This window comes from Bradyrhizobium sp. HKCCYLRH3097, assembly GCF_051167875.1.
Classification (GTDB): Bacteria; Pseudomonadota; Alphaproteobacteria; order Rhizobiales; family Xanthobacteraceae; genus Bradyrhizobium.
Genome location: NZ_JBNPTX010000006.1, coordinates 93,979 through 117,249, shown reverse-complemented (window position 1 = coordinate 117,249; position 23,271 = coordinate 93,979). Strand labels below are relative to the sequence as shown.

At 64.9% G+C, this 23,271-nt stretch carries 18 protein-coding genes; 10 read left to right on the top strand and 8 right to left on the bottom strand.

The genetic code is table 11. The features are described 5' to 3' along the window. The first annotated feature begins 6 nt into the window (after positions 1–6). The 5 genes from ACQR0U_RS16525 (at position 7) to ACQR0U_RS16505 (ending at position 4,602) form a co-directional block, all read left to right on the top strand. Entirely contained in the window at positions 7–717 is a 711-nt protein-coding gene (locus ACQR0U_RS16525; protein WP_316186855.1) for a DUF1028 domain-containing protein, read from the top strand. A gap of 84 nt (positions 718–801) precedes the next feature. Next, positions 802–2,313 carry an ABC transporter substrate-binding protein gene (locus ACQR0U_RS16520; protein WP_315715826.1) on the top strand — a complete coding sequence of 504 codons (1,512 nt, stop codon included), beginning with the start codon at positions 802–804 and terminating at the stop codon, positions 2,311–2,313. A gap of 145 nt (positions 2,314–2,458) precedes the next feature. Further along, positions 2,459–3,400 (top strand): ABC transporter permease, encoded by a 942-nt coding sequence (locus tag ACQR0U_RS16515; RefSeq protein ID WP_315715755.1) that lies wholly within the window; start codon positions 2,459–2,461, stop codon positions 3,398–3,400. Between the two features lie 64 nt (positions 3,401–3,464). Then, positions 3,465–4,295: an ABC transporter permease gene (locus ACQR0U_RS16510; RefSeq protein ID WP_434843590.1), complete on the top strand. Its 831-nt coding sequence runs from the start codon at positions 3,465–3,467 to the stop codon at positions 4,293–4,295. A gap of 25 nt (positions 4,296–4,320) precedes the next feature. Next, a complete protein-coding gene (locus ACQR0U_RS16505; RefSeq protein ID WP_315776418.1) occupies positions 4,321–4,602 on the top strand; it encodes a hypothetical protein in 282 nt (93 codons plus the stop codon). Between the two features lie 121 nt (positions 4,603–4,723). Here ACQR0U_RS16505 and ACQR0U_RS16500 read toward each other — a convergent pair whose 3' ends face one another. The 3 genes from ACQR0U_RS16500 to ACQR0U_RS16490 all read right to left on the bottom strand — a co-directional run bounded on the left by ACQR0U_RS16500 (position 4,724) and on the right by ACQR0U_RS16490 (position 9,781). After that, positions 4,724–7,822, bottom strand: coding sequence for a MexW/MexI family multidrug efflux RND transporter permease subunit (locus tag ACQR0U_RS16500; protein ID WP_434872192.1), 3,099 nt, complete (start codon positions 7,820–7,822; stop codon positions 4,724–4,726). 80 nt (positions 7,823–7,902) lie between these two features. Beyond that, positions 7,903–9,093, bottom strand: a complete 1,191-nt coding sequence (locus ACQR0U_RS16495) for an efflux RND transporter periplasmic adaptor subunit (protein ID WP_315715752.1) — start codon at positions 9,091–9,093, stop codon at positions 7,903–7,905. 1 nt (position 9,094) lies between these two features. Then, complete coding sequence (locus ACQR0U_RS16490; RefSeq protein ID WP_315715751.1) at positions 9,095–9,781, bottom strand: TetR/AcrR family transcriptional regulator; 687 nt, start codon at positions 9,779–9,781, stop codon at positions 9,095–9,097. Between the two features lie 280 nt (positions 9,782–10,061). Here ACQR0U_RS16490 and ACQR0U_RS16485 point away from each other — a divergent pair, with 280 nt between their 5' ends. Together ACQR0U_RS16485 and ACQR0U_RS16480 are read left to right on the top strand one after the other, a co-directional pair. Beyond that, positions 10,062–11,288, top strand: coding sequence for a cytochrome P450 (locus tag ACQR0U_RS16485; protein ID WP_434872191.1), 1,227 nt, complete (start codon positions 10,062–10,064; stop codon positions 11,286–11,288). 287 nt (positions 11,289–11,575) lie between these two features. Further along, positions 11,576–13,330 carry a hypothetical protein gene (locus ACQR0U_RS16480; protein ID WP_434872190.1) on the top strand — a complete coding sequence of 585 codons (1,755 nt, stop codon included), beginning with the start codon at positions 11,576–11,578 and terminating at the stop codon, positions 13,328–13,330. A gap of 762 nt (positions 13,331–14,092) precedes the next feature. Here the strand turns inward: ACQR0U_RS16480 and ACQR0U_RS16475 are convergent. From ACQR0U_RS16475 to ACQR0U_RS16465, 3 genes are all read right to left on the bottom strand, one after another. Beyond that, on the bottom strand, positions 14,093–15,034 hold the full coding sequence (locus ACQR0U_RS16475) for an NAD(P)H-binding protein (RefSeq protein WP_434872204.1): 942 nt from the start codon (positions 15,032–15,034) through the stop codon (positions 14,093–14,095). 138 nt (positions 15,035–15,172) lie between these two features. Beyond that, positions 15,173–16,021, bottom strand: coding sequence for a VOC family protein (locus tag ACQR0U_RS16470; protein WP_315754715.1), 849 nt, complete (start codon positions 16,019–16,021; stop codon positions 15,173–15,175). Beyond that, positions 16,018–17,277 (bottom strand): Glu/Leu/Phe/Val family dehydrogenase, encoded by a 1,260-nt coding sequence (locus tag ACQR0U_RS16465; RefSeq protein ID WP_315754716.1) that lies wholly within the window; start codon positions 17,275–17,277, stop codon positions 16,018–16,020. The genes ACQR0U_RS16470 and ACQR0U_RS16465 overlap by 4 nt, the downstream gene beginning before the upstream one ends. Positions 17,278–17,482: 205 nt before the next feature. Here ACQR0U_RS16465 and ACQR0U_RS16460 point away from each other — a divergent pair, with 205 nt between their 5' ends. Continuing rightward, entirely contained in the window at positions 17,483–18,376 is an 894-nt protein-coding gene (locus ACQR0U_RS16460) for a sugar kinase (RefSeq protein WP_315715822.1), read from the top strand. 20 nt (positions 18,377–18,396) lie between these two features. Next, positions 18,397–19,305 carry a ribokinase gene (gene rbsK / locus ACQR0U_RS16455; RefSeq protein WP_434872189.1) on the top strand — a complete coding sequence of 303 codons (909 nt, stop codon included), beginning with the start codon at positions 18,397–18,399 and terminating at the stop codon, positions 19,303–19,305. Here rbsK and ACQR0U_RS16450 read toward each other — a convergent pair. Next, a complete protein-coding gene (locus ACQR0U_RS16450) occupies positions 19,302–20,537 on the bottom strand; it encodes an NAD(P)/FAD-dependent oxidoreductase (protein WP_434843561.1) in 1,236 nt (411 codons plus the stop codon). The genes rbsK and ACQR0U_RS16450 overlap by 4 nt on opposite strands. Positions 20,538–20,650: 113 nt before the next feature. Between ACQR0U_RS16450 and ACQR0U_RS16445 the strand changes: the two genes are divergently transcribed. Next, the gene (locus tag ACQR0U_RS16445) at positions 20,651–21,436 is read left to right on the top strand and encodes an enoyl-CoA hydratase/isomerase family protein (RefSeq protein WP_434843562.1); all 786 of its coding nucleotides are present in this window, start codon (positions 20,651–20,653) and stop codon (positions 21,434–21,436) included. A gap of 8 nt (positions 21,437–21,444) precedes the next feature. Here ACQR0U_RS16445 and ACQR0U_RS16440 read toward each other — a convergent pair whose 3' ends face one another. Further along, positions 21,445–23,151, bottom strand: coding sequence for an IlvD/Edd family dehydratase (locus ACQR0U_RS16440; protein WP_315826401.1), 1,707 nt, complete (start codon positions 23,149–23,151; stop codon positions 21,445–21,447). Positions 23,152–23,271 lie beyond the last annotated feature (120 nt).

Sequence of the window (23,271 nt, the reverse complement as noted above, 5' to 3'; positions counted from 1 at the left end):
GCGACGATGACCTGGTCGATCATTGCCAAGGACGATCTCACCGGCCGGATCGGCATCGCCGTCGCCACCCGCTTCTTCGCCGTCGGCGCGCGCGTGCCCTTCATCGTCGCCGGCCACGGCGGCATCGCCACACAGGCGCTGGTCAATCCCTATTACGGCATCGACGGCGTCACGCTGCTGCACGACGGCCGGCATCCGCGCGAGATCGTGCAACTGCTGACATCTGCCGATCCCGGCCGCGAGAGCCGCCAGCTCCACATCCTCGATCACAACGGCCAGATTGCCGCCCACACCGGCCGCGACTGCATCGACTGGTGCGGCCATCTCGAAGGCCGTGGCTTTTCGATTGCCGGCAACATGCTGGCCGGCCCGCAGGTGCTGAACGAAACCGCGAACGCCTTTCTCGCCAACAGCGCCCTGCCCCTCGCCCTGCGCCTGATCGCGGCCATGAAGGCCGGCGAGGCCGCCGGCGGTGACAAGCGCGGCAAACAGTCGGCCGCTCTTCTGGTCCACGGCAAGGAGGAATGGTCCGAGCTCGATCTGCGTGTCGATGATCACCCCGATCCGCTGGCAGAGCTCGAACGACTGGAGGGCGTTAGCCGCAAGCATTGGGCCGTGTTCCGGCAGTTCATGCCGACGCGCGACAATCCGGCAGGGATCACGGATCGCGCCACGATTGATGCCGGCATCGCCGCCGCGCTCGCGAACCAGACATGACCGAGCCGGAAGCACGGCGCGTGATCGGGGTTGGTATTGATAGTGCAACAACGCAGGCTGCATTCGCGTGAGGGACATCGGATGATGAGGAACTGGTGCTTGGCCGCGGTCGCGGCCGTTGTCGTCGCCTCTTGGGGGCCGGTCGCGCAGGCGCAGACCACCTTGCGCATCGGCCTTGCCGAGGACCCCGACGTTCTCGATCCGACCATGGCCCGCACCTATGTCGGCCGCATCGTCTTCGCCGCGACCTGCGACAAGCTGTTCGACATCGACGACAAGCTCAACATCGTGCCGCAGCTCGCGCTGTCGCAGCAGACCTCGGCCGACGGCAAGGAGGTCACCATCAAGCTCCGGCCCGGCGTCAAGTTTCATGACGGCGAGCCGTTCGACGCTGAGGCCGCCAAGTTCTCGCTCGACCGCCATCTCACCCTCCCCGGCTCGTTCCGCAAGCCGGAGCTGGCCTCGCTCGATCATGTCGACGTCGTCGATCCCTTGACGATCAAGCTGGTGTTGAAAGCGCCGTTCTCGCCGCTGATCGCCCAGCTCACCGACCGCGCCGGCATGATGGTGTCGCCGAAGGCGGCCAAGGAGGCCGGCGACAAGTTCGGCCTGCATCCGGTCTGCGCCGGTCCCTACAAGTTCGTCGAGCGCGTCCAGCAGGACCGCATCGTGTTCGAGAAGTTCGCCGACTACTGGAACAAGGACAACGTCTTCATCGACAGGATCGTCTACCAGCCGATCGTCGACGCCACGGTGCGGCTGGCGAACCTGAAGTCCGGAGCCCTCGACCTGATCGAGCGCGTGCTCGCCACCGACATCAAGGACGTGCGCGCCGATTCCAAGCTTGCGCTGTCGACCGCGATCGAGCTCGGCTATCAGGGCATCACGCTCAACATCGGCAAGGACAAGGCCAAGGGCCCACTCAGCCAGTCCGCGAAGGTGCGCCAGGCGCTCGATCTCGCGATCGACCGCGAGGCGCTCAACCAGGTGGTCTTCAACGGCGAATTCATGCCGGGCAACCAGTGGGTCAATCCCTCGCATCCCTATTATCAGAAGGCCTTCCCGGTGCGTGCCCGCGATGTCGAGAAGGCAAAGGCGCTGCTGAAGGAGGCCGGCGTGACGACGCCTGTCGCGGTCGACTTCATGGTACCGAAGGGCGCCGAGACCGAGGCGGCCGCCCAGGTCGTACAGTCGATGGCCGCCGAGGCCGGCTTCGACATGAAGATCCGAGTGACGGAGTTTGCGACCTCGTTGAAGCAGGCCGAGGCCGGCGACTATCAGGCGTTCATGTTGTCATGGAGCGGCCGGATCGATCCCGACGGCAACAGCTACGTGTTCCTGCACAGCAACGCGCCGCAGAACTACAGCGTCTGGGCCAACGCCGAGGCCGACAAGGCGCTCAGCGACGCACGGCTGGTGACCGACATGGCCCAGCGCAAGGCGCTTTACGAGAAGCTGACCAAGCTCGAGATCGAGGACGAGCCGATTCTCTACCTCTACCACCGACGCATCCTGATCGCGCACACCAAGAAGCTCGAGGGCTACAAGCAGATGCCGGACGGCCTGGTGCGCGTGATCGGCCTGAAGCTGAAGTGAGCAGTCACTTGGCCCCCCTTCGTTGGGACGCGACCGCGACGCCTCGCGCGCGCTGCGCTCCCTCGCCCCTTGTGGGGGAGGGAACGCTGGGAGCACGACCGGTTTCCGATGACGCGCCGGGTGACTGCCGCGAGGGACGCAGATCATGCTGACGTTCCTCGCCCGCCGCATCGCCCAGATCATCCCGACGCTGATCTTTGTCTCCATCCTCATCTTCTCGCTGCAACAGCTCCTGCCCGGCGATCCCGCGCTGGTGATGGCCGGCGAGGAGCGCGATCCGGCGGTGATCGAGCAGATCCGCAAACAGTATCGGCTCGACCAGCCGCTTCCGGTTCAGTACGGCTACTGGATCAAGGGCGTGCTCTCGGGCGATTTCGGCGAGTCGCTGCGCATCAAGATGCCGGTGCGCGACCTCATCCTGCAGAAGCTGCCCGTAACCCTGCAGCTCGCCTCGATGGCGATCGTGATCGCGTTCCTGATCGGCATTCCCGCCGGCATCGTTTCCGCCGTGAAGCGCGGGACGGCCTGGGACTATGCCGCCAACCTGTTTGCGCTGTGGGGCATCTCGACGCCGAACTTCTGGCTCGGCATCATGCTGATCTTCCTGTTCTCGATCCAGCTCGGCTGGCTCCCCGCCTCCGGTTACGTCTCGCCCGCCGAGGACTGGCGGGCCAGCCTCGCCGCCACCATCATGCCGGCCTTCGTGCTCGGCAACGCCATCGCCGCGATCCTGATGCGCCACACCCGCAGCGCGATGCTGCAGGTGCTGGGCAGCGACTACATCCGCACCGCGCGCGCCAAGGGCATCTCCGAACGCCAGGTCATCCTGCGCCACGCGCTGCGCAATGCCCTGACGCCGGTGATCACGCTGGGCGCGCTCGAGCTCGGGACGCTGTTGTCCGGCGCCGTGCTGACCGAGCAGATCTTCTCGATTCCCGGCTTCGGCAAGCTGATCGTCGATGCCGTGTTCAATCGCGACTACGCCGTCGTGCAGGGCGTCGTGCTGGTCACCGCCACCGTCTACATCATGCTGAACCTGATCGCCGATCTCGCCTATGTCCTCGTCAATCCGCGGCTGAGGAGCTGAGATGGCCGAGACGATGCTGTCAGCTCCGCACGGAGCCCGCGCCCTCGCTCCGCTCGAGCGGCCGATGCAGCGCACCTTGCGCCGACTGGTGAAGCGCAAAGGCGCCATGGTCGGGTTCTGCCTGATCACGGCCTTCATCCTGCTCGCCGTATCAGCGCCGGTGGTGGCGCCCTACGATCCCATCAAGACGAGCTGGGCGCTGGTGCGCAAGGCGCCGTCGGCGGCGCATTGGCTCGGCACCGATGATCTCGGCCGCGACGTGCTGGCCCGCGTGATCTACGGCGCGCGGGCCTCGCTGCTGGCCGGAGCGATCTCGGTCGCCATCGCGCTGGCGATCGGCGTCCCGATCGGCATGATCGCAGGCTACCGCGGCGGCTTCCTCGATGCCCTGATCAGCCGCATCACCGACGCGATGCTGGCCTGCCCGTTCCTGATCCTGGCGATCGCGCTGGCGGCGTTCCTGGGACCGAGCCTCGGCAATGCCATGATCGCGATCGGCATCTCGGCGACGCCGATCTTCGTCCGGCTGACCCGCGGCGAGGTGATGAGCGTCAAGGTCGAGGAATATGTCGAGGCCGCCCGCAGCGTCGGCGATACCGACCTGCAGATCGCGGTCAGGCACATCCTGCCGAATATCATGCCGGCGCTATTGGTTCAGGCGACGTTGTCGGTCGCCGCCGCCATCATCGCCGAGGCCGCGCTGTCATTCCTAGGCCTGGGCCAGCAGCCGCCCGCCCCGTCCTGGGGCAGCATGCTCAACGCCGCCCAGCGCTTCCTCACCAACGCGCCGTGGATGGCGATCTGGCCGGGGCTTGCGATCTTCCTGGTCGTGCTGTCGCTCAACCTGCTGGGCGACGGCCTGCGCGACGCGCTCGATCCACAGCAGGAGGAGTGAGCGAGGTCTCTCCATGCTAGCTCGAATGGCTGAGGATCTCCTGCGATTGTTGACGATCGTCGACATGGGGGCTGGCGTCGTGATCTGGGCGCTGGCGTTTCGCGAGCGGGTCTTGATGGCGAGCCATGCACCGGAATGGCGCGGCTGGTTCACGCTCCGCCGTGTCACTGCCGACGAATATTCCCGCGCCTATCGCGCGCACTTCCATCGGTCATTGCACTACGCCTTCGCGTTTTTCATCATCATCGGCATCGCCGCTCTGCTGATCCTGCTCGACCATCTGTTCTTCAAGAGGCCGCTGTGCTGAGCGCCGCGGCGGGCGCCGCCGGCCGTGACGACAGTAAGGGGAGAAAGAGACGGCCCGACAAAAACGGCGACTGCCAGGAGCAGCCGCCGTTGATCTTCAGCCCCCCAAAGAAACTGCCCGCTCACGTCGCCTTCAGCGCGTGGTCGGTCTCGGCGTCGAACTGGGCGATCTGCCGGGCGCGCAGCGACTTGGCGGCGGCCTGGTGGTTGGTGGCGATGACGGTGTAGACGGCCGGCAGCACGAACAGTGTGAACAAGGTGCCGATCGACATGCCGGCGACGACGACGAGGCCGATCGAGAAGCGGCTGGCGGCGCCGGCGCCGGTCGCGGTCAAGAGCGGGATCAGGCCGGTGACCATCGCCGCCGTGGTCATCAGGATCGGCCGCAGGCGGATGCGCGCGGACGTCTCGATGGCGGTGCGGCGGTCCATCCCCTCGTTGAGCTGCAGCTCGTTGGCGAACTCCACCATCAGGATGCCGTGCTTGGTGATCAGGCCGACCAGCGTCAGCAGGCCGACCTGGGTGTAGATGTTCATGGTCGCCAGCCCGAAGAACAGCGGAATCAGCGCGCCGACGATCGCCATGGGTACGCTGATCATGATCACCAGCGGATCGCGCAGGCTCTCGAACTGCGCCGCCAGCACCAGGAAGATGATGATCAGCGCGAAGCCGAAGGTGATGGCAAGCTGATTGCCCTCCTGGACGTATTGACGGGCGTCGGCGAGATAGTCGTGGCTGAAGCCGGACGGCAGGTTCTTGGCCTGCTTCTCCAGGAAGTCGACCGCCTGCCCGACGGTGACGCCCGGCATCGGCACGGCGGAGAAGGTCGCCGAGTTGAGCTGGTTGAAATGCGTCAGCGAGTTCGGGTCGGTCGCGGTCTCGATGTTGACGACGGTCGACAGCGGCACCTGCTGGCCGGCCGAGGTCGCGACATAGTAGCCGGACAGCGATTCCGGCGAGATCCGCTTGTCACGCGGCACCTGCGGAATCACCTGATAGGAGCGGCCCTCGAGGTTGAAGCGGTTGATGTAGTTGCCGCCGAGCAGTACGGCCAGCGTGTTGCCGATCGACTGCATGGTGATGCCGAGATCGCTCGCCTTGCTGCGATTGATCCAGACCTTGACCACCGGCTGATTGAACTCGAGGTCGCTGTCGGAGACGATGAACATGCCGCTCTTGCGGGCGGCGTCCTTCAGCTTGGCCATCTGCTCATAGACCGCCTGGAAGCCGCTGGTCGAGCTGATCACCATCTGCACCGGCAGGCCGCCGGGGCCGCCCGGCAGCGCCGGCAGGTTGAAGGCGAAGGCGTTGATGCCCTCGATCTTGGACAGCTCCGCCTGCACCAGCGGCTTCAGCTTGATCGAGGAGCGCGTGCGCTCATCCCAGGGCTTGAGCAGCATGCCGGCAAAGCCGCCCTGCGGGCCGAGGATGCCGTTCAGAACGAAGCGAAGATCGGTCTCGGGGAACTTCTGGAACGCCTTGTCGACCTTGTCGGTGTAGAAGTTGATGTAGTCGATGTTGGCGTATTTCGGTGCCTTGGTGATCGAGAACACGATGCCCTGATCCTCCTCCGGCGCCAGCTCCTTCGAGGTGTGCATGTAGAGGAAGCCGACGAGGCCGAGGATCGTCAGCGCGAACAGCGCCGTCACCGGCCGGTAGTCGAGCGAGCGGTCGAGCTGGCGGCCGTACCAGCGCGTCATCGCGCCGAACACCCGGTTGACGAGCCGCGCGAAGCGGCCCTCCTCGGCGCTGCGCAGCAGCACCGAGCACATCATCGGCGACAGGGTCAGCGCGATGACGCCGGAGACGATGACCGAGCCGGCGAGCGTGAACGCGAATTCGCGGAACAGCGAGCCGGTGAGACCGCCGAGGAAGCCGATCGGGGCATACACCGCAGCCAGCGTGATCGTCATCGAGACGACGGGACCGACGATCTCGCGGGCGCCCTGCAATGCGGCCTGCACGGGCGCTTTGCCCTCCTCCAGATGGCGATGGATGTTCTCCACCACCACGATGGCGTCGTCGACGACGAGGCCGATCGCCAGCACCATGGCGAGCAGGGTCAGCAGGTTGATGGAAAAGCCGAACGCCAGCATCATCGTGCAGACGCCGATCAAGGACAGCGGGATGGTCACGACGGGAATGATGACCGAGCGCAGCGACGCCAGGAACAGGAAGATCACGACGATGACGATCAGCACGGCCTCGCCGAGCGTGTGCTCGACCTCGTCGATCGACGACTGGATGAACTTGGTGGAATCGTAGGCCACCTTCATCTTCATCGACGGCGGCAAATTGCGCTCGAGGTCCGGGAACAGCGCGCGCACGCCCTTGACGATGTTGAGCGGGTTGCCCTGCGGCGTCGCGTCGACGCCGATGAAGATCGCGCGCTCGCCGTTGAAGGCGACGCTGGCGTCGGTGCTCTGCGCGGCGAGCTCGACGGTGGCGATGTCCTCCATGCGGACGAAGCCGCCGTCCTTGGCCTTGACGATCATCCGCTTGAACTGGTTGACGTCGGTGAGGCCGGTGTTGGTCGTGACGTTGGAGACGATGAAATAGCCCTTCGCCTGTCCGGCCGCGGACTGGAAGTTGTTGGCGGCGATGGCCGCCGCGACGTCCGTCGGCGACACGTTGCGGCCGGCCATCTTCTCCGGATTGAGCCAGATCCGCATCGCAAAGGTCTGCCCGCCCAGGATGTTCGCCGCAGCGACACCATCGACGGTCGACAGCACCGGCTGCACCACGCGCGTCAGATAGTCTGATATCGCCGAGCCCGACAGCTCCTCGCTGGAGAAGCCGAGATACATCACCGAGGTCGTCTGTCCCGTCGTCTTGGTGACGATGGGATCGTTGGATTCCTTCGGAATGAGGTCGCGGACCGAGTTCACCTTGGCGAGCACCTCGGTGAGCGCCTGGTTCGGATCGAAATTGAGCTTGATGAACACCTGGATCGTGCTGGTGCCCTGCACCGAGGACGAGGTGATGTAGTCGACGCCCTCGGCGGATGCGACCGCCTGCTCCAAGGGCGTGGTGATGAAGCCCTGCATCAGGTCGGCGGAGGCGCCGGGATAGACGGTCGTCACGTTGACGACGGTGTTGGACAGCTTCGGATATTGCCGGATCGGCAGCACGAAGGCGGCGCGCAGGCCGAGCAGCAGAATGAGCAGGCTGACCACGACCGACAGCACCGGGCGCTTGATGAAGATATCGGTGAAACGCATCGCGGCAATCCCGTCAGCAGAAGTCAGATGAGGTCCGGGCGGGCCGCCTCAGGGCGGCCCGGCATTGGATCAGAGGTCGCTCAGTAGCGCGGCGGCTTCGCCGGGACCGGCGGCAGCGGATCGGTGGAGATCGCGACCGCGGCGCCGGACTGGATCTTGAGCTGGCCGACGGCGACGACGCGATCGCCTTCCTTGAGGCCCTTGAGGATCACCGCGCGGCCGTTGATGCGGTCGCCGGTCTGCACATAGATGCGGTCGGCCGTCAGCGCGGTCTTGCCGTCGTCGGTCTTCTTCTCGTTGATGACGAACACCGAGTCGCCATAGAGCGTGTAGTCGACCGCGGTCTCCGGCACCGTCAGCACCGGCGGCTTCTCCGGCAGCACCACGGTGGCGGTGGCGAACATGCCCGGCTTCAGGATGCGCTCCGGATTGGCGATCGTCGCCTGCACGCGGATGTTGCGCGTGTCGGTCGCGATCTGCGGCTCAATCGTGGTGATCTTGCCTTCGAAGGTCCGGCCCGGATAGGCATCGACGCCGATGCGGACGGTCTGGCCGACCTTGAGCTGGCCGCTGTCCTTCTCCGTCACGGTGAAGTTCACCCACAGCTCCGACAGATCGGTCAGCGACACGATCTGCGTGCCGGCGCTGAGATACTGGCCAACCTCGACCTTGCGGACGCCGAGATCGCCGTCGAACGGCGCGCGCACCAGCTTCTGCGCGATCAGCGCCTCGGTCTTGGCGATGCCGGCCTGGGCCTGGTCGTAGGCGGCCTGGGCCTGGTCGACGGTCGCCTGCGGCCCGAACTGGCGCGACGCCAGCTGCTTGGCGCGATCAAGCGACAATTGCGCCACAGTCACCTGGGCCTTGTAGTTGGCGAGATCGCCCTGATCCGGCGCGTCATAGAGCTGCACCAGCGGCGCGCCCTGCTTCACCGTGGAGCCCGGCGTGAACATGATGTCGGTGATGCGGCCGCTGACGTCCGAGGTCACGTTGACCTGATGCACGGCGGCGAGATCGCCGACTGCGGTCAACAGGTTCGGCACCGTCTCCGAACTCGCCGTCGCGACGCTGACGTTGAGCGGCGGCGGCTTCATGTTGGCGAAGAACTGCGCGATCATCTTGTCGCGGAACATGTTGAACCATACGAGACCGCCGACCAGCGCCACGAGCAGGCCGCCAACCACGATGAACCACAGCACCGGGCGGGTGCGCTTGCGCGGCTTGCCGTGGACCGGCTTTCCTGAGAGCTTGGGTTCCGTCGCAATGTTCATGTCATGCACTTTCTGCCGTCGCCGGCCGGGCCGGAGGTTGCGACAATTCGTGATCGAGGTAGCACGCAATGGCGGCGTCGGTCAGTCCGATGCCGCGCAGGATGAATTCGCTGAGCTGGCGCTCCAGGCTCGCCGCAGTTCCATACGGCACACAGGGAATGGATGGAAGCCGCGTCAATGCCGCCATCAAGACCGTGTGATGCGCGAACCAGAACAGATCGCGCGGCGCGGCCGCCAATCGCACGGCGTCACCGGAGGCAACGGCGCTGTCCAGAGAGTTAACGAACTTGGCGCCGATCAGATCATCGATCTTCGTATACAGCAGCCTTGCGAACTCGCCATCGTCGAGATGGCTCGACGCCATCAGCCGCAGCCGCTGCTCTTCTTCCTCATTGGGGCCGTCGGCAATGCCGAGGAAATGCCGGACCATCCCGGCCATCAGCATGACCAGCGTCGCGGTCGAAGGTTCCTGGCTGAGCAGCACCTCGAAATCCGGATCGGTCTCGCACTCCTCGGTGAGGATCTCCGCATAGAGCGCCGCCTTGGAGGGGAAATGTTTGAACAGCAGCGCTTCCGAGATCGCCGCCGCGGCGGCCACGCTCTTGGTCGTGGTGCCGGCATAGCCATGACGCGCGAAGCAGCGCTTGGCTGCACCGAGGATCAGCTGCCTGCGGAGATCGCTTGTCATGCGCAAAGTGGACATCGGCCGTGAGTAAATACTCACTTGATCTGTGTCAAGAAAGATGCCGCGGCGCAGCAGGGTCGGCGGCCAAGTCCCTGAAATTGCAGGCGGGATTTCACCGGCGCCAAAGGCAATTTTATACCTCTCAAAGCGGCGGATCTGGGGCACCGCTCCATCGGTGGACGCAAGGCCGCGCGGGGACCACCGCGGCGGGCACATTTTCTTCCGCCGCTCGCCGTGCGACGGTCGCCGGGACAAAAACAAGAATCGGCCGGGAGGACCAGACATGACCGACGACGCAGCGCTCGCCAGCCAGTTCGATCTCGAGAGCCTGACGCCGGAGTTCTACGCCGATCCCTACCCGACCTATCGCGCGCTGCGCCGGCACGCCCCGGTCAAGCGCATGCGCAACGGCTCCTATTTCCTCACCCGCTACGACGATCTGGTCACCGCCTACAAGGCAACCAGGACGTTTTCGTCGGACAAGAAGCGCGAGTTCGCGCCCAAATACGGCAACTCGCTGCTGTACGAGCATCACACGACGAGCCTCGTCTTCAACGATCCTCCGGCGCACACCCGGGTGCGCCGCCTGATCATGGGCGCGCTGTCGCCGCGCGCGATCGCCGAGATGGAGCCGGCGCTGATCGCGCTGGTCGACGGACTGCTGGACTGGATCGCCGCCAAGGACCGCTTCGAGCTGATCGAGGATTTCGCCGCGGCAATTCCGATCGAGGTGATCGGCAACCTGCTCGGCGTGCCGCACGAGGAGCGCGCCCCCTTGCGCGACTGGTCGCTCGCCATCCTCGGCGCGCTCGAGCCGGTGCTGTCGGCCGAGCAATTCGCCCGTGGCAACCAGGCGGTCGGCGACATGCTGACTTATCTCAAAGACCTGGTCGCGCGGCGGCGCGCGGCTCCCGGCAATCCCGAACGCGACGTGCTGACCCGGCTGATCCAGGGCGAGGCCGACGGCGAGCGGCTGAGCGAGACGGAGCTCTTGCACAACTGCATCTTCCTCCTCAATGCCGGCCACGAGACCACCACCAATCTGATCGGCAACGGCCTCGTGCTGCTGGGCCAGCATCCGGCCGAGCGCAGGAGGCTGATCGAGGCCCCCAACCTGATCCGCACCGCGGTCGAAGAGATCCTGCGCTACGAGAGCTCCAACCAGCTCGGCAATCGGATGACGACGGAAGCCGTCGAGCTTGGCGGCATCGCGTTGGCGCCCGGAACATCGGTCACGCTGTGCATCGGCGCTGCCAACCGCGATCCCGCCCAGTTCGACGATCCCGAACGCTTCGACATCACCCGCCTCGCCAACCGCCACCTCGCCTTCGGCACCGGCGCCCATCAATGCGCAGGGATGGCGCTGGCAAGGCTGGAGGGCGCCGTGGCAATTGGGCGGTTCTTGGCGCGGTTTCCGAACTATCAGCTCGAGGGCGAGCCAGTGCGCGGCGGCCGGGTGCGGTTTCGCGGGTTTGCGAACGTGCCGTGTGTGGTTCAGAGCCAGCCGTAAGAGACTAGTTGGAAACGAATAGCATCAACAGAGGACAACAGTTGCCCTGGAGTCGTTGCTTCCTTGCTCTGATGATGAAGTTGTTCACAAACTCTGCATCTTATGGTCCTGCAACGAGCAGCCAAGCACCGTGCTCCACCTTCGGCCATACCACTGCGGTCGCCCACCCACAAATACGACAAAGTACGGCCGCTCACCTACCCGTTGATTGAAGGATTGACACCCAACCAGAATCTTTCGAATGATTATCATATAACTTTTGGTTGAGCCAACGGGGAAGGCTCAGGATGACCAGCCAATCGCTTGATACCAATATTTTCAAGACATTAACTCATATTGTGGTGACCGCTGCGGCCGCGACGGGCGCTTGGCTCGCCGGTAGTTCAAACCAGGCAACGATTCTGCTCACCACCGGCCTAACGCTTATTTCTGCGATCTTAGCGCTAGCATTTTCTTTGCTTTACCGACGCACAGTCGCGGTGCTTGGCGCAGGTGGCGCCCCCATAGGGAGTCCAGCGCGCACGTCCTACGACGCACTTCGCCAGAATCTGACTGGCAACAATACTGCGGCAAGAATCTACCACGAACGTCTCACCGCCTTTCTCGACAAAGTTGAACGCTTTCTTGGGGATACGGGCATGGCAGATCGCACGCTCTTTCCAAAAGCTTTTGGACTTCACGCACCGCAGCCGCTCTGGACAGCGCCAGCTTTTGATCGTTGCTTATGGCTTGCCCTGATCTACCCCTTTGCCACTATAGTACTAATTTGGATAATCTCCGGCCATGCCGGCCCGGCGGAAACCGCCCTCGGCTTGCAATCCGGAGTAGCGGGCTGGCAGCGAGTATTGGCGGCCCCGTTCTGCGCTATCACCGGCTTTGTCGTTTGGCTATCATACAAAGAAAAAGACAAGCTAGATATCTATGCATGGGGAGCCCTGACTGTAGTTCTCGCTACGGTCGTAGCAGGTGCGGGCGCTAGCACTGTCGTTATCAATGGGGTGTGCGCCGTCGCAATCGCCGTCGCATTAACCGGGTCTATCACGCTCCCCTATGCTGGCGCTCTAGCTGTCGCGTTCGCGGTCGCTTTCGCGATAATTTTCGTCGGTGCAGTCGCAGGGACTTTTTCGATTGTTAGCGCAGCTTCCGCCTATGCGGGCACTACTTCAACGGCTATCGTCTTAACCATCGCGCTAATTGTATTGACCGTGGCCACCGCCATAGCCGTCACTTTTTACTTTGCCTTCACAGCGATTATCATTGCTCTACGCCTAATTAATCGTATTGCCATAGCAAAACAGAAGGAGGGATTACTGCTCGCCACAATCGTGATGGCGCTAACCGCCTTCTGCCTATCTGCACCAGCGGTTCTTACATCAACGAGTTCCTTAGATCCATCAGGCCCATTGTTGCTATTTCTCGGTCTTCTTACGCTCGTCAACGCACCCTTTGATTGGGCCTCCCTGGGAATGACTAGGGCGCTCTTACGCCGAGGCCTCGAACGAGGCGGCTGGTGGCCGTACTTGCTCGCGCTACTAGATACGGCCCTAGCAGCAATGATCATTATGATCTTAGCCATCGCGATGGTGGTTGCTGTGCAGGCATTTGACACGATCAGGATTCACCATGGCGGCAAGCCCATTCTGCCGCTACAATCGCTATTTGACGGAATTGCTAGCCACCCTGCCGAGCCGGAGTATTGGTGGCTCTACGCGCTCTTGATTTCCTCCATGATACCAAGCTTTGTGAACCTTATGATTGGAGGCGCCGCATTTTTGCGCGGGGTCCCAGGTTTACGCGCTCTGTTGCTGCGTTTCTTACCTAACGGAAAGGCTGTGCCATCGTTTGATCGCCCCTGGATTGCACTTGTACTCACCGCTCAAACGTTCGTAGGCGCAACGCTTGGCGTCGCCGCTCAGATACTGCTATTGCTCGGCATAGTCGGATATGTAATGCCGTGGCTCGGCCTCCATATTCTCGGCGTTTCTCGTGGCGTTGCGGATTTGAATCTGCCGGAGCGGCTCTGGAGCTTAGTCTTCGGATAAGCAAACAGTAGAGATTCGCGAGAACCCATTTGCCAAAATTCATCCTGTTGTACACTTTAAGTCAGGCCTGAGTTGCGCTGGCATCAATGGGGCATACAGGGATTGCCGCGATAGTGGTTCTCACGATTGGGAAATTTCCCTTCGATTAATAAGATTTCTATTTCGACTTTCCGGGAAAGATGCTATAGAGCTATCGTCCCGCCTCACACGAGGGGCGCTTCGCGGTCGTCACGAACGTCGGGTGCGGGATGCGGTGGGCGTGTCGGTGCTGCGCGCGAGTGAACCTCGCGCGGACGAACGGCAGCGATGCGCACGGTCAAGTCGCGTGGTCCTGACACCCCGACGCTGGTGTCACGCTTGCGCCGGCGCTCACGCGCCGCGCGGGCAACGGTGGCCAGAAAGCCCGGAGCACCGGGGAGAACGCGAAGCAGCCGTTCAACCATCGCGCGGGGAATGCCGGGTGTTCTCGGCTGAACCTGTGGTTCCTGCCGCCTGCATTTTTTCCGCAGGCGGGCCATGGGTGCGGCCAGCGCCCGGCATTCCCCGTGCCCTCTTCTCGAAGAGGGCAGGACGAACGGTAAAGCTCGGACGCGAAACGCGCCGCGAGAAGAAGACCGCATGTCTCATCTCTCCGTCATTGCGAGCGAAGCGACCTGTCCGCCAAAGCCCGAAGGGCGACGGCGGAAGCAATCCAGGGCCGCGCCCGCGACTCTGGATTGCTTCGTCGCTTGCGCTCCTCGCAATGACGCGGAGAGATCGAGGTTAAAACACAGCGTGATCGCCGCGCTCGGCGGTCGCCTCGCCGCGGATCAGCCTGGCGTAGTAGTCGAACAGCGTCTCCGATCCGGTCGACGGCGTGGCGTCGGCGTCGTAGCGGCCGGTGGCGGGATCGAGCACCAGCATGGATTCGGTCGCGTAGTAGCGGCCGATGCGGGCGAGCTCCGCCTTGTCGGCCAGCGACGGCACGATCCGCTTGGCGACATCGAGCCCGCCGATGATGACATCGAGCAGCGCCACCGGGACGTGCCGGAAGTGCGGCTTGCGTCCGAGCAGCGCGAACAGATGCTCGCCCTGTTCGATCGGCGTGATGGCGGGGCCTGGGCCGCCGATCGGCAGCACCCGGTTCCAGCGGCGCTCGTCATCGAGACATCCGGCCAGATAGTCGCCGAGGTCCCCGTCGCTGATCGGCTTGCACGCCGTCAACCGGCCGTCGCCGAACACCATATAGGGCCGGCCCTGCTTCACCCGCGCGACCTGTCCCGACAGCGACTTGAAGAACGCGGTCGGGCGGACGATCGAGTAGGTCAGCCCCTGCTCCATCAGATGCGCTTCGAACGCCAGCTTGGCCCTCTGAAACGCCAGCAGCGGCTTCTGCACGCAGATGGCGGACAGCAGGACGAAGTGACTCACACCGGCACTCCGCGCGGCATCCAGCACGTTCACATGGGCTTGGTAGTCGATCGCCTGGGCATCCCTGGGCACGCCGGTCCGCGAGGCCATGCAGGACACCACGGCGTCGAACCGCTCACCGCCAAAGCCGTCACGTGCGAGGCAGGCGGGATCGGTGACATCCCCCGTCCTGACGGTGGCGCCCGCGATCTTCACGGCGTCATGGCGCGGACGCACCAAGCAGACCACCTCGTGCCCGCGCGCGACGAGCGCGCGTACCGTGGCACGGCCGATCGTTCCCGTCGCGCCAAGCATGAAGACGCGGCGTGGACGGGACACAGTGGCGGGAGCCGGTTCGGAAGGAGAGATCATCGGCGTGGCAAAGACTCCGAATGCCGTTCCGACCTATATCACGGGCGGCTGGCCCATGACGCCGTCGGCTCGGCTTCGACCTCACTCCGCCGCGCGCGGGGTCTTCTCGAGGATCAGCGTGTGGATGCCGCAGGTGCCGCTGTAGAGGCTCATCACCCGTGTGCCCGGCTTGCGGCCGGCGCGCGGCTCGGAGACCTGCAGGCCGGCGGCGAGCAGCCGCGCGCGCGTCGCCTCGATGTCGGCGACGCGCCAGCTCAGGCCCCACAGCTTGTCATGGGCCTTGTCGTTGCCGGCGACCGGCCGCTTCACCACTTCGACGATCAGGTCGCCGCAGCGGAAGAACATCAACTGGCCCCATTCCTGATGGCTGCGGTCGAGCGCCATGTCGAGGCCGAGCCGCGCGCCGTAGAGCGCGGCGGCGCGTTCGGGATCCTCGGTCGAGATCACGATATGGTCGAGGCCGAGCACGGCCGTATCGGCGGTCTTGGCGGACGGCGGGCGCGGCTCGGCGAGCTCGAGGAAGAACATGCGCACGCCACGCGTGAGATCGGTCATGGCGCGGGTGCGCTTCCAATGCAGCGTCTGGCCCGAGATGCGGTCGGTGCTGTCGACCTCGGCAATCGGATCCGGCTTCAGCGCGACCCGCTCGAGCCGCCGATGCATCTTGCCGATATCGCCGGTGGCGAAGCAGATACTGGCGAGCCCCTCGCCCCAGATCTTGATCACGTTGCGGATGCGGTCGGCGGCCACGCCCTGGCCCGCCGGCGCCATCAGCTCCAGGCTCATATTGTCGAGCGTGAACAGGACGCGATCGGCGCCCTCGCCCGAATTCTGCCAGGACGGCTTGCGCGCCAGCAGCGTCTCGAACGCGGCGCTGCCGGCCTGGATGTCCTGCAGCAGGACGACGACGTGGTCGAGGCCGGTGATCACGGAAACAGCCCTCGCGAGTTCTTGGCGGCGCGCACCTTCTCCACGCCGATCGCCATCGCCGCGGTCCGGTGGGAGATGCCGTCGGTCTTGCCGCGCGTCAGCATGCGCTCGAAGGCACGGTCAAGGATCTGGTACTCCCTGCGCATCACCTCCTCTTCCTCCCAGAACAGCTGCTGCAGGTCCTGCACCCATTCGAAATAGCTGACGATGACGCCACCGGAATTGCAGAGAATGTCGGGAATGAGGAAGATCTCGTTGCGGCGCTGGTCGAGCACCAGATCGGCATCCGGCGTGGTCGGGCCGTTGGCGGCTTCCGCAATGACGCGGCATTTCAGGTTCGCCGCCACCTTGGCGTCGATCACCCGCTCGACCGCGGCCGGCACGAGGATGTCGCAGGCCAGGGTCAGGATCTCCCGCGGATCGAAGGCGAGCTCGGTGGAGAAGCCGGCAATGCTGCCGTGCCTGGCGGCGTGCGCCATCAAGGCCGGGATGTCGAGGCCGCGCGGATCATGGAGGGCGCCGGTGTGATCGCTGACCGCAATCACCTTCATGCCCATCTGGTGGAAGCCGAGCGCGGCATAGGAGCCGACATTGCCAAAGCCCTGCACGACCGCGGTGGACTTGGTCGGGTCGATGCCCAGCTCATCCATCACCCGCCGCGACACATGGGCGACGCCGCGGCCGGTCGCCTCGCGGCGCCCCAACGTGCCGCCGGAGAACACCGGCTTGCCGGTCACGATCTCCATCACCGTCTGCCCCTGGTACATGGAATACGTGTCCATGAACCACGCCATCACCTGCTCGTTGGTGCCCATGTCGGGCGCCATCACGTCGGTATGCGGGCCGACGAACGGGATCATCTCCTGCATGTAGCGGCGCGACAGCGATTCGAGCTCGCGCTTCGACAGTTTGGAGAGATCGACGTTGATGCCGCCCTTGGCGCCGCCATAGGGCAACCCGACCAACGCGCATTTCCAGCTCATCCAGATCGCGAGCGCGGCGACCTCGCCAATGTCGACCGTCGGAGCGAACCGCGTGCCGCCCTTGGTCGGCCCCATCGTCAGCAGATGCTGGACCCGGTAGCCTTCATAGACCGCGATCGTGCCGTCATCCTTGTGGATCGGACACGAGACGGTGATCGCCCGCTTCGGCAAGAGCAGCCGGTCCCGCTCGTCGGCTGGGATGCCAAGGTGGTCGGCGATCACGTTGAACTGATTGGTGGCCATCTCGAAGACCGGACCCGCATAGACAGTCATATTCCACTCCCGAATCTGCGCTTCTGCAGGCCGGCAACCATAGCGCGACCCGAGCGCCGGCGGCAGGGGGCCACCGGTAGCAGACGGCCGATCTCAACCACCAAGGTGACGATTTGGCGAAGAATTTCAGCGTTGATCCGCTTTGACCGCTTGCTAATCTGCGGCGCCGGGGCCGCGATCACCCCTTAGTGAGACAGAAATGGCAATGCAGGCCCTCTTCATCGGACAGACCTACATCGACGTGACGTTCATCACCGACCACATGCCGACGGGGGACGAGAAGCACGTGGCATCCGACTATGCCGTCTCGTTCGGCGGCAATGCGGTGACTGCGGCATTTTGCTGCGCCAAGCTCGGCATCGTGCCCGACCTGATCGCCACCGTCGCCAATGACTGGCTCGGGCGGATGTTCCAGGACATGACCGCGAAATACGGCATCTCCGTCCATCCCCGGAAGGTCAATGCCTCCTCGCTGTCCTTCATCATGCCGAAGGACGGCAAGCGCGCCATCGTGCGCTGCCGCGACGATGCGCATATCCACCCGTTCCCGCTGCTCAATCTCGGCAATTGCAAGGCGCTGCATGTCGACGGGCACCAGCCCGACGCGGCGTTGCATTATGCCAAGCTGTGCCGCGAGGCCGGCATCCTGACCTCGCTGGACGGCGGCGGCCTGCGCACCAACACCCATGAGCTCCTGGAATATATCGACGTCGCGATCGTGGCCGAGCGGCTGTGCGAGCAGATGGACCTCACGCCGGAGAAGATGCTCGACTACCTGAAGAGCCGCGGCTGCCGCATCGGCGGCGTCACCCAGGGCGAAAAGGGCCTGCTCTGGTATGACGAGGTCGGCGCCGTGCATACGCTGCCCGCCTATCCGATCCCGCGCGAGCGCGTGATCGACACCAACGGCGCCGGCGACGTCTTCCATGGCGCCTATGTGTATTCGTACCTCGCCAATCCTGCGAAGGGCTGGAAGGAGCATTTCGAGTTCGCCCGCGCGGCCTCGACGTTCAAGATCCAGAAGCTCGGCAACGAGGCCGGCCTGCCGACGCTCGCCGATATCGAGCTGGTCCGGCAGGAATTCGAGGCTCGCGTCTAGCGGTTGTGGGGAGCAGGCGGATGGGGCGGGTCGTCGTCGCCGGCAGCATCAACATGGATGTGGTGGCGGCGGCCGAGCGCCATCCGCGCATCGGCGAGACCGTCGCCGGCCGGTCGGTGATGTACTTTCCGGGCGGGAAGGGAGCGAACCAGGCCGTCGCCGCGGCCAAGCTCGGCGCGCCGACGGCGCTGATCGGCCGGCTCGGTCGCGACGCCTTCGGGGAGCAGTTGCGCGCATTTCTCACGGCTCAGGGCATCGATCTCACCGCCGTGAAGGACAGCGCCAGCGCGTCGACCGGCACCGCGATCATCACGCTGGCCAAGGCCGACAACACGATCGTGGTGATATCAGGCGCCAACGCCGAGGTCAGCGCCGACGATGTGGCGCAGGTGTCTCTTGGCTCGGGAGACGTGGCCGTCAGCCAGTTCGAGATCCCGCAAGCGACGATTGTCGCGTTCTTCCAGCGTGCCAAAGCGGCCGGCGCCACCACGATCCTCAACCCCGCCCCCGCGAGCGCCTTCGACAGCCCGCTGTTTGCGCTGGTTGATGTCCTCGTGCTCAACGAAACCGAGCTCGGTTTCCTGGCCGGCATCGAGCTCGGCGACGCGCCGACGCCGCAGCAGGTGAATGAGGCGGTTCGCGCGCTCAAGCCTCGCGACGACCAGACGGTCTGCGTCACGCTCGGCGCGCGTGGCGCGGTCGCGGTTTCTGGTGCCGAGGCCCGGCTGGTCGAAGGCCGCGCGGTGAAGGCCGTCGACACCACCGGTGCCGGCGACTGCTTCGTCGGTGCGCTCGCCGCGCGGCTGTCGCAGGGCGCTGATATCGCGGATGCGATCGGCTATGCCAACGTCGCCGCCTCGATCTCGGTGCAGCGCATGGGCGCCGGCCCGTCGATGCCGACCGAGGAGGAGGTTCGCGCGTGGCTCTAGGCCAGAGCGCTCTTCAGGTCGAAGCTGGGATCAGCGGCCTTGGCTGCATCCAAGGTGCCGCCCGCAGCCAGCAACTTGCGGCCGAACATATGGTCGCCGGCGCGGTTGACCGACTCGATGCCGACCAGCCGGCCCTCCTTGTAACAGAACGCGGAGAACGCCTTTTGCGCCGGATCACCGCGCAGAACGACCTGGTCATAGCCGGTGGTGAGCCCCGCGATCTGGAGCTTGTCATTGCCCTGGTCGCTCCAGAACCACGGCTGTCCGTCATAGGGCTTGACGTCGCCCGTCAGCCGCGCCGCGACGCAGCGGGCGTGATCGGTGGCGTTCTGCACCGACTCCAGCCGCAGCGTCCCGCCGAAGCGCTGGCTGACGAACAGGGCGCAGTCGCCGATGGCCGAGATGTGCGGATCGCTGGTGAGCAGATATTCGTCGACGACGATGCCGGAGGCGACCGGCAATCCAGCCTCGGCAGCGAGCTCGACATTCGGCAGCACGCCGACGCCGACCACGACGAGGTCAGCGGGGATGTGCCGACCATCGCTGAGGCTGACGCCGGTGACCTTGTTGCCGTCGGCCTCGATGCTGGTGGCCTGCACGCCGAGATGGATGCGCACGCCGGCTTCCGCATGCTGCTTCTGGAAGTAGTCCGAGATCTCGGCGGTCACTGCCCGCGCCATCACCCGGGCGCCGAGCTCGAGCACGTCGACCTCGAGGCCCTTGATCCGCGCGGTCGCTGCGAATTCAAGACCGATGAAGCCGGCGCCAATGACGACGGCCCGCTTGGCATCGGTGAGCAAGCCTCGCAGCGCTTCGCTGTCGTCGAGAATGCGCAGATAGCGCACCGCCGGGAGATTGGCGTTGGGGATGTCGAGCAGCCGGTTGCGCGCACCGGTCGCGAACACGAGGTGCCCATAGTCGAGCGTCTTACCGGAGGCGAGCAGCACCCGGCGCTGATCGCGCTGAACAGCGATGGCACGATCGTAGACGAGATCGATGGTCTGGTCCGCGTAGAACTTCTGCGGTCGGAACATCAGGGTCTCGGGACCGCCGGTGCCCTTCAGATACGCCTTCGACAGCGGCGGGCGCTGATACGGCAGATGCGACTCGTCGTTGATCAGATGAATCGGATCAGCAAAGCCTGCCTGACGCAGCGAGGTCGCGAGCTGGAATCCCGCATGCCCCGCACCCACGATCACCACCGGTCCCTTCGTCACTGCACCCTGCCCCATTCTGTCACTGTCCATGCCGACGGAACCGGGTTTTGGCAGACTTGCCCGGCATTGTCACCGGTCCCGCCGTACGGTTTAAATGCGGCAACAAGAACCACGCCCGGGAGGTATGAATGTCGGACGCCGTAGCGGAACCTGCCCGCCTGACTATCGAAGGTGCGATCGCGACCATCACGCTCGACCGCCCGGCAGCGTTCAACGCCATCAACCTTGCGATTGCGAAGCGCTTGGAGCTGCTTGCGGCCCAAGTAGAGGCCGACGAGACCATCCGCGTGCTGATCCTGAAAGGCGAAGGCCGCGCCTTCTGCGCCGGCGGCGACCTGCAGACGATCGGCGCTGCCGCCGAGGCCGACGCCATCACGCCTGTCGTCAGCGAACTGCTGCATCACTACCATGCCTTCATCGCGAGCCTGCGGCGCATGCCCAAGATCGTGCTGGCGAGCGTGCACGGCTCCGCCGCCGGCGCGGGGATGTCGCTCGCCTTCGCCGCCGATCTCTGCATTGCCGCCGAGGACGCGCGCTTCACGCCGGCCTATGCCAAGCTCGGCGTGTCGCCCGACGGCGGCGGTACAGTTGGCGTGGTCGCCACTGTGGGCATCAGGCGGGCGCTGCAGATCTTCCTGGCGGAGGACAGCTTCACGGCCGCGCAGGCCCATGAATGGGGCTTGGTCGCGAAAGTCGTCCCCGCCCCCGAGCTCGCGGCAGCCACCGACGCGCTGGCTGCGCGGCTGGCGCAGAATGTGCCGGCGGGGATCGCGGCGACCAAGGCGCTGATCCATCGCGCGCCGACCAGCTCGGTCGAAGACCAGCTCGCCGCCGAGCGCGATGCCATCATCAACTGCATGCACACGGATGAATTCCGCGCCGCCGTGAAGCGGTTCACCAGCAAGGGAAAGTAGGACTGCGCTCACCCCTTCCCTTTCCGGCGCATGAAATCGAAATCGCAGCCGTCGTCGGCCTGCAGGATCGTTTCATGGAAGAGATGCGCATAGCCGCGCTCCGCCCATTCGGGCGTTGCGGCTTGCTTCAGCGCAGCGCGACGCCGGTCCAACTCGGCGTCGTCGACCAGCAGGTCGATGCTGCGCTTGGGAACATCGAGCCGGATCATGTCGCCGCTCCGCACCAGCGCCAGCGGGCCGCCAACCGCGGACTCCGGGGTGATATGCAGCACGATGGTGCCGAAGGCGGTGCCGCTCATGCGCGCATCGGAGATGCGCACCATGTCCTTCGTGCCGCCGCGCGCGAGCTTCTTCGGGATCGGCAGGTACCCCGCCTCCGGCATGCCGGGTGCGCCTTTCGGCCCGGCGTTGCGCAGCACCAGGACGTCGTCGGCCGAGACGTCGAGATCGGGAGCATCGACCCGCAAGGTCATGTCCTCGATCGACTCGAACACGACGGCGCGCCCGGTGTGCTGCAGCAGCTTGGGGCTTGCCGCCGAATGCTTGATGACCGCGCCGCGCGGCGCCAGATTGCCGCGCAGCACGGCAAGGCCGCCTTCCGGCTTGATCGCGTCGTCGCGCGCGCGGATCACGTCCTGCCCCGGCACGTCCTCGGCGGCGGCCACGATGTCGCGCAGCGATTGGCCGGTGATCGAGCGGCAATCGAGATCGATGAGATCGCCGAGCTGCTTCATCAGCTTTGGCACGCCACCGGCGTGATGGAAATGCTCCATGTAGTGATCGCCGGACGGCTTGAGATCGACCAGCACCGGCACCTCGCGACCGATGCTGTCGAATGCATCGAGGTCGATTTTATGCGGCGTCCGGCCGGCGATGGCGGTGAGATGCACGAGCCCGTTGGTCGAGCCGCCGATCGCCTGCAGCACCACCTGCGCATTCCGGAACGCCGCAGGGGTCAGCAGTTCGCTCGGCTTCGGTCCCTTCACCTTGGCCATCTCGGCCGCGACCCGGCCGCTGGCCTCGGCCGAGCGGAAGCGCTCGGCATGCGGCGCCGGGATGGTCGCGCTCATCGGCAAGGACAGTCCGAGCGCCTCGGTGATGCAGGCCATTGTCGAGGCCGTGCCCATCACCATGCAGGTGCCGACCGAAGGAGCGAGCCGGCCGTTGACTGCGTCGATCTCGCTGCCGTCCATCTCACCGGCGCGATACTTCGCCCAGAGACGTCGGCAGTCGGTGCAGGCGCCGAGCACCTCGCCCTTGTGATGCCCGACCACCATCGGCCCGACCGGAATGACCACCGTCGGCAGATCGGCCGACACCGCAGCCATGATCTGCGCGGGCAGGGTCTTGTCGCAGCCGCCGATAACCACCACCGCATCCATCGGCTGCGCGCGGATCATCTCCTCGGTTTCCATCGCCATCAGATTGCGCAGATACATCGAGGTCGGATGCGCAAAACTCTCGGCGATCGAGATGGTCGGAAACACGAACGGCATCGCGCCCGACAGCATGACGCCGCGCTTCACCGCCTCCAGGATCTGCGGCACGTTGCCGTGGCACGGATTGTAGTCGCTGTAGGTGTTGGTGATGCCGACGATCGGGCGATCGAGCGCGTCGTCCGAATAGCCGGCCGCCTTGATGAAGGCCTTGCGCAGGAACAGCGAGAAGCCGGCATCGCCGTAAGCGGTCAGTCCCTTGCGCAATCCATCGGTCATGGTCTTCTCTTCTTTCATTCTCAACGTCATTCCGGGGCGCGCGAAGCGCGAACCCGGAATCCAGACATTGTCTTGCGCTCTCACATCGAGATTCCGGGTTCGCGTCCTGCGGACGCGCCC

Coding starts and splice junctions, on each gene's coding strand:
- ACQR0U_RS16510 (WP_434843590.1), top strand. CDS start 3,465: ATGCAGCGCACCTTGCGCCGACTGGTGAAGCGCAAAGGCGCCATGGTC.
- ACQR0U_RS16505 (WP_315776418.1), top strand. CDS start 4,321: ATGGCTGAGGATCTCCTGCGATTGTTGACGATCGTCGACATGGGGGCT.
- ACQR0U_RS16480 (WP_434872190.1), top strand. CDS start 11,576: ATGACCAGCCAATCGCTTGATACCAATATTTTCAAGACATTAACTCAT.
- ACQR0U_RS16450 (WP_434843561.1), bottom strand. CDS start 20,537: ATGGGGCAGGGTGCAGTGACGAAGGGACCGGTGGTGATCGTGGGTGCG.
- ACQR0U_RS16475 (WP_434872204.1), bottom strand. CDS start 15,034: ATGCTTGGCGCGACGGGAACGATCGGCCGTGCCACGGTACGCGCGCTC.
- ACQR0U_RS16520 (WP_315715826.1), top strand. CDS start 802: ATGAGGAACTGGTGCTTGGCCGCGGTCGCGGCCGTTGTCGTCGCCTCT.
- ACQR0U_RS16465 (WP_315754716.1), bottom strand. CDS start 17,277: ATGACTGTCTATGCGGGTCCGGTCTTCGAGATGGCCACCAATCAGTTC.
- rbsK (WP_434872189.1), top strand. CDS start 18,397: ATGGGGCGGGTCGTCGTCGCCGGCAGCATCAACATGGATGTGGTGGCG.
- ACQR0U_RS16460 (WP_315715822.1), top strand. CDS start 17,483: ATGCAGGCCCTCTTCATCGGACAGACCTACATCGACGTGACGTTCATC.
- ACQR0U_RS16490 (WP_315715751.1), bottom strand. CDS start 9,781: ATGACAAGCGATCTCCGCAGGCAGCTGATCCTCGGTGCAGCCAAGCGC.
- ACQR0U_RS16525 (WP_316186855.1), top strand. CDS start 7: ATGACCTGGTCGATCATTGCCAAGGACGATCTCACCGGCCGGATCGGC.
- ACQR0U_RS16440 (WP_315826401.1), bottom strand. CDS start 23,151: ATGACCGATGGATTGCGCAAGGGACTGACCGCTTACGGCGATGCCGGC.
- ACQR0U_RS16445 (WP_434843562.1), top strand. CDS start 20,651: ATGTCGGACGCCGTAGCGGAACCTGCCCGCCTGACTATCGAAGGTGCG.
- ACQR0U_RS16485 (WP_434872191.1), top strand. CDS start 10,062: ATGACCGACGACGCAGCGCTCGCCAGCCAGTTCGATCTCGAGAGCCTG.
- ACQR0U_RS16495 (WP_315715752.1), bottom strand. CDS start 9,093: ATGAACATTGCGACGGAACCCAAGCTCTCAGGAAAGCCGGTCCACGGC.
- ACQR0U_RS16515 (WP_315715755.1), top strand. CDS start 2,459: ATGCTGACGTTCCTCGCCCGCCGCATCGCCCAGATCATCCCGACGCTG.
- ACQR0U_RS16500 (WP_434872192.1), bottom strand. CDS start 7,822: ATGCGTTTCACCGATATCTTCATCAAGCGCCCGGTGCTGTCGGTCGTG.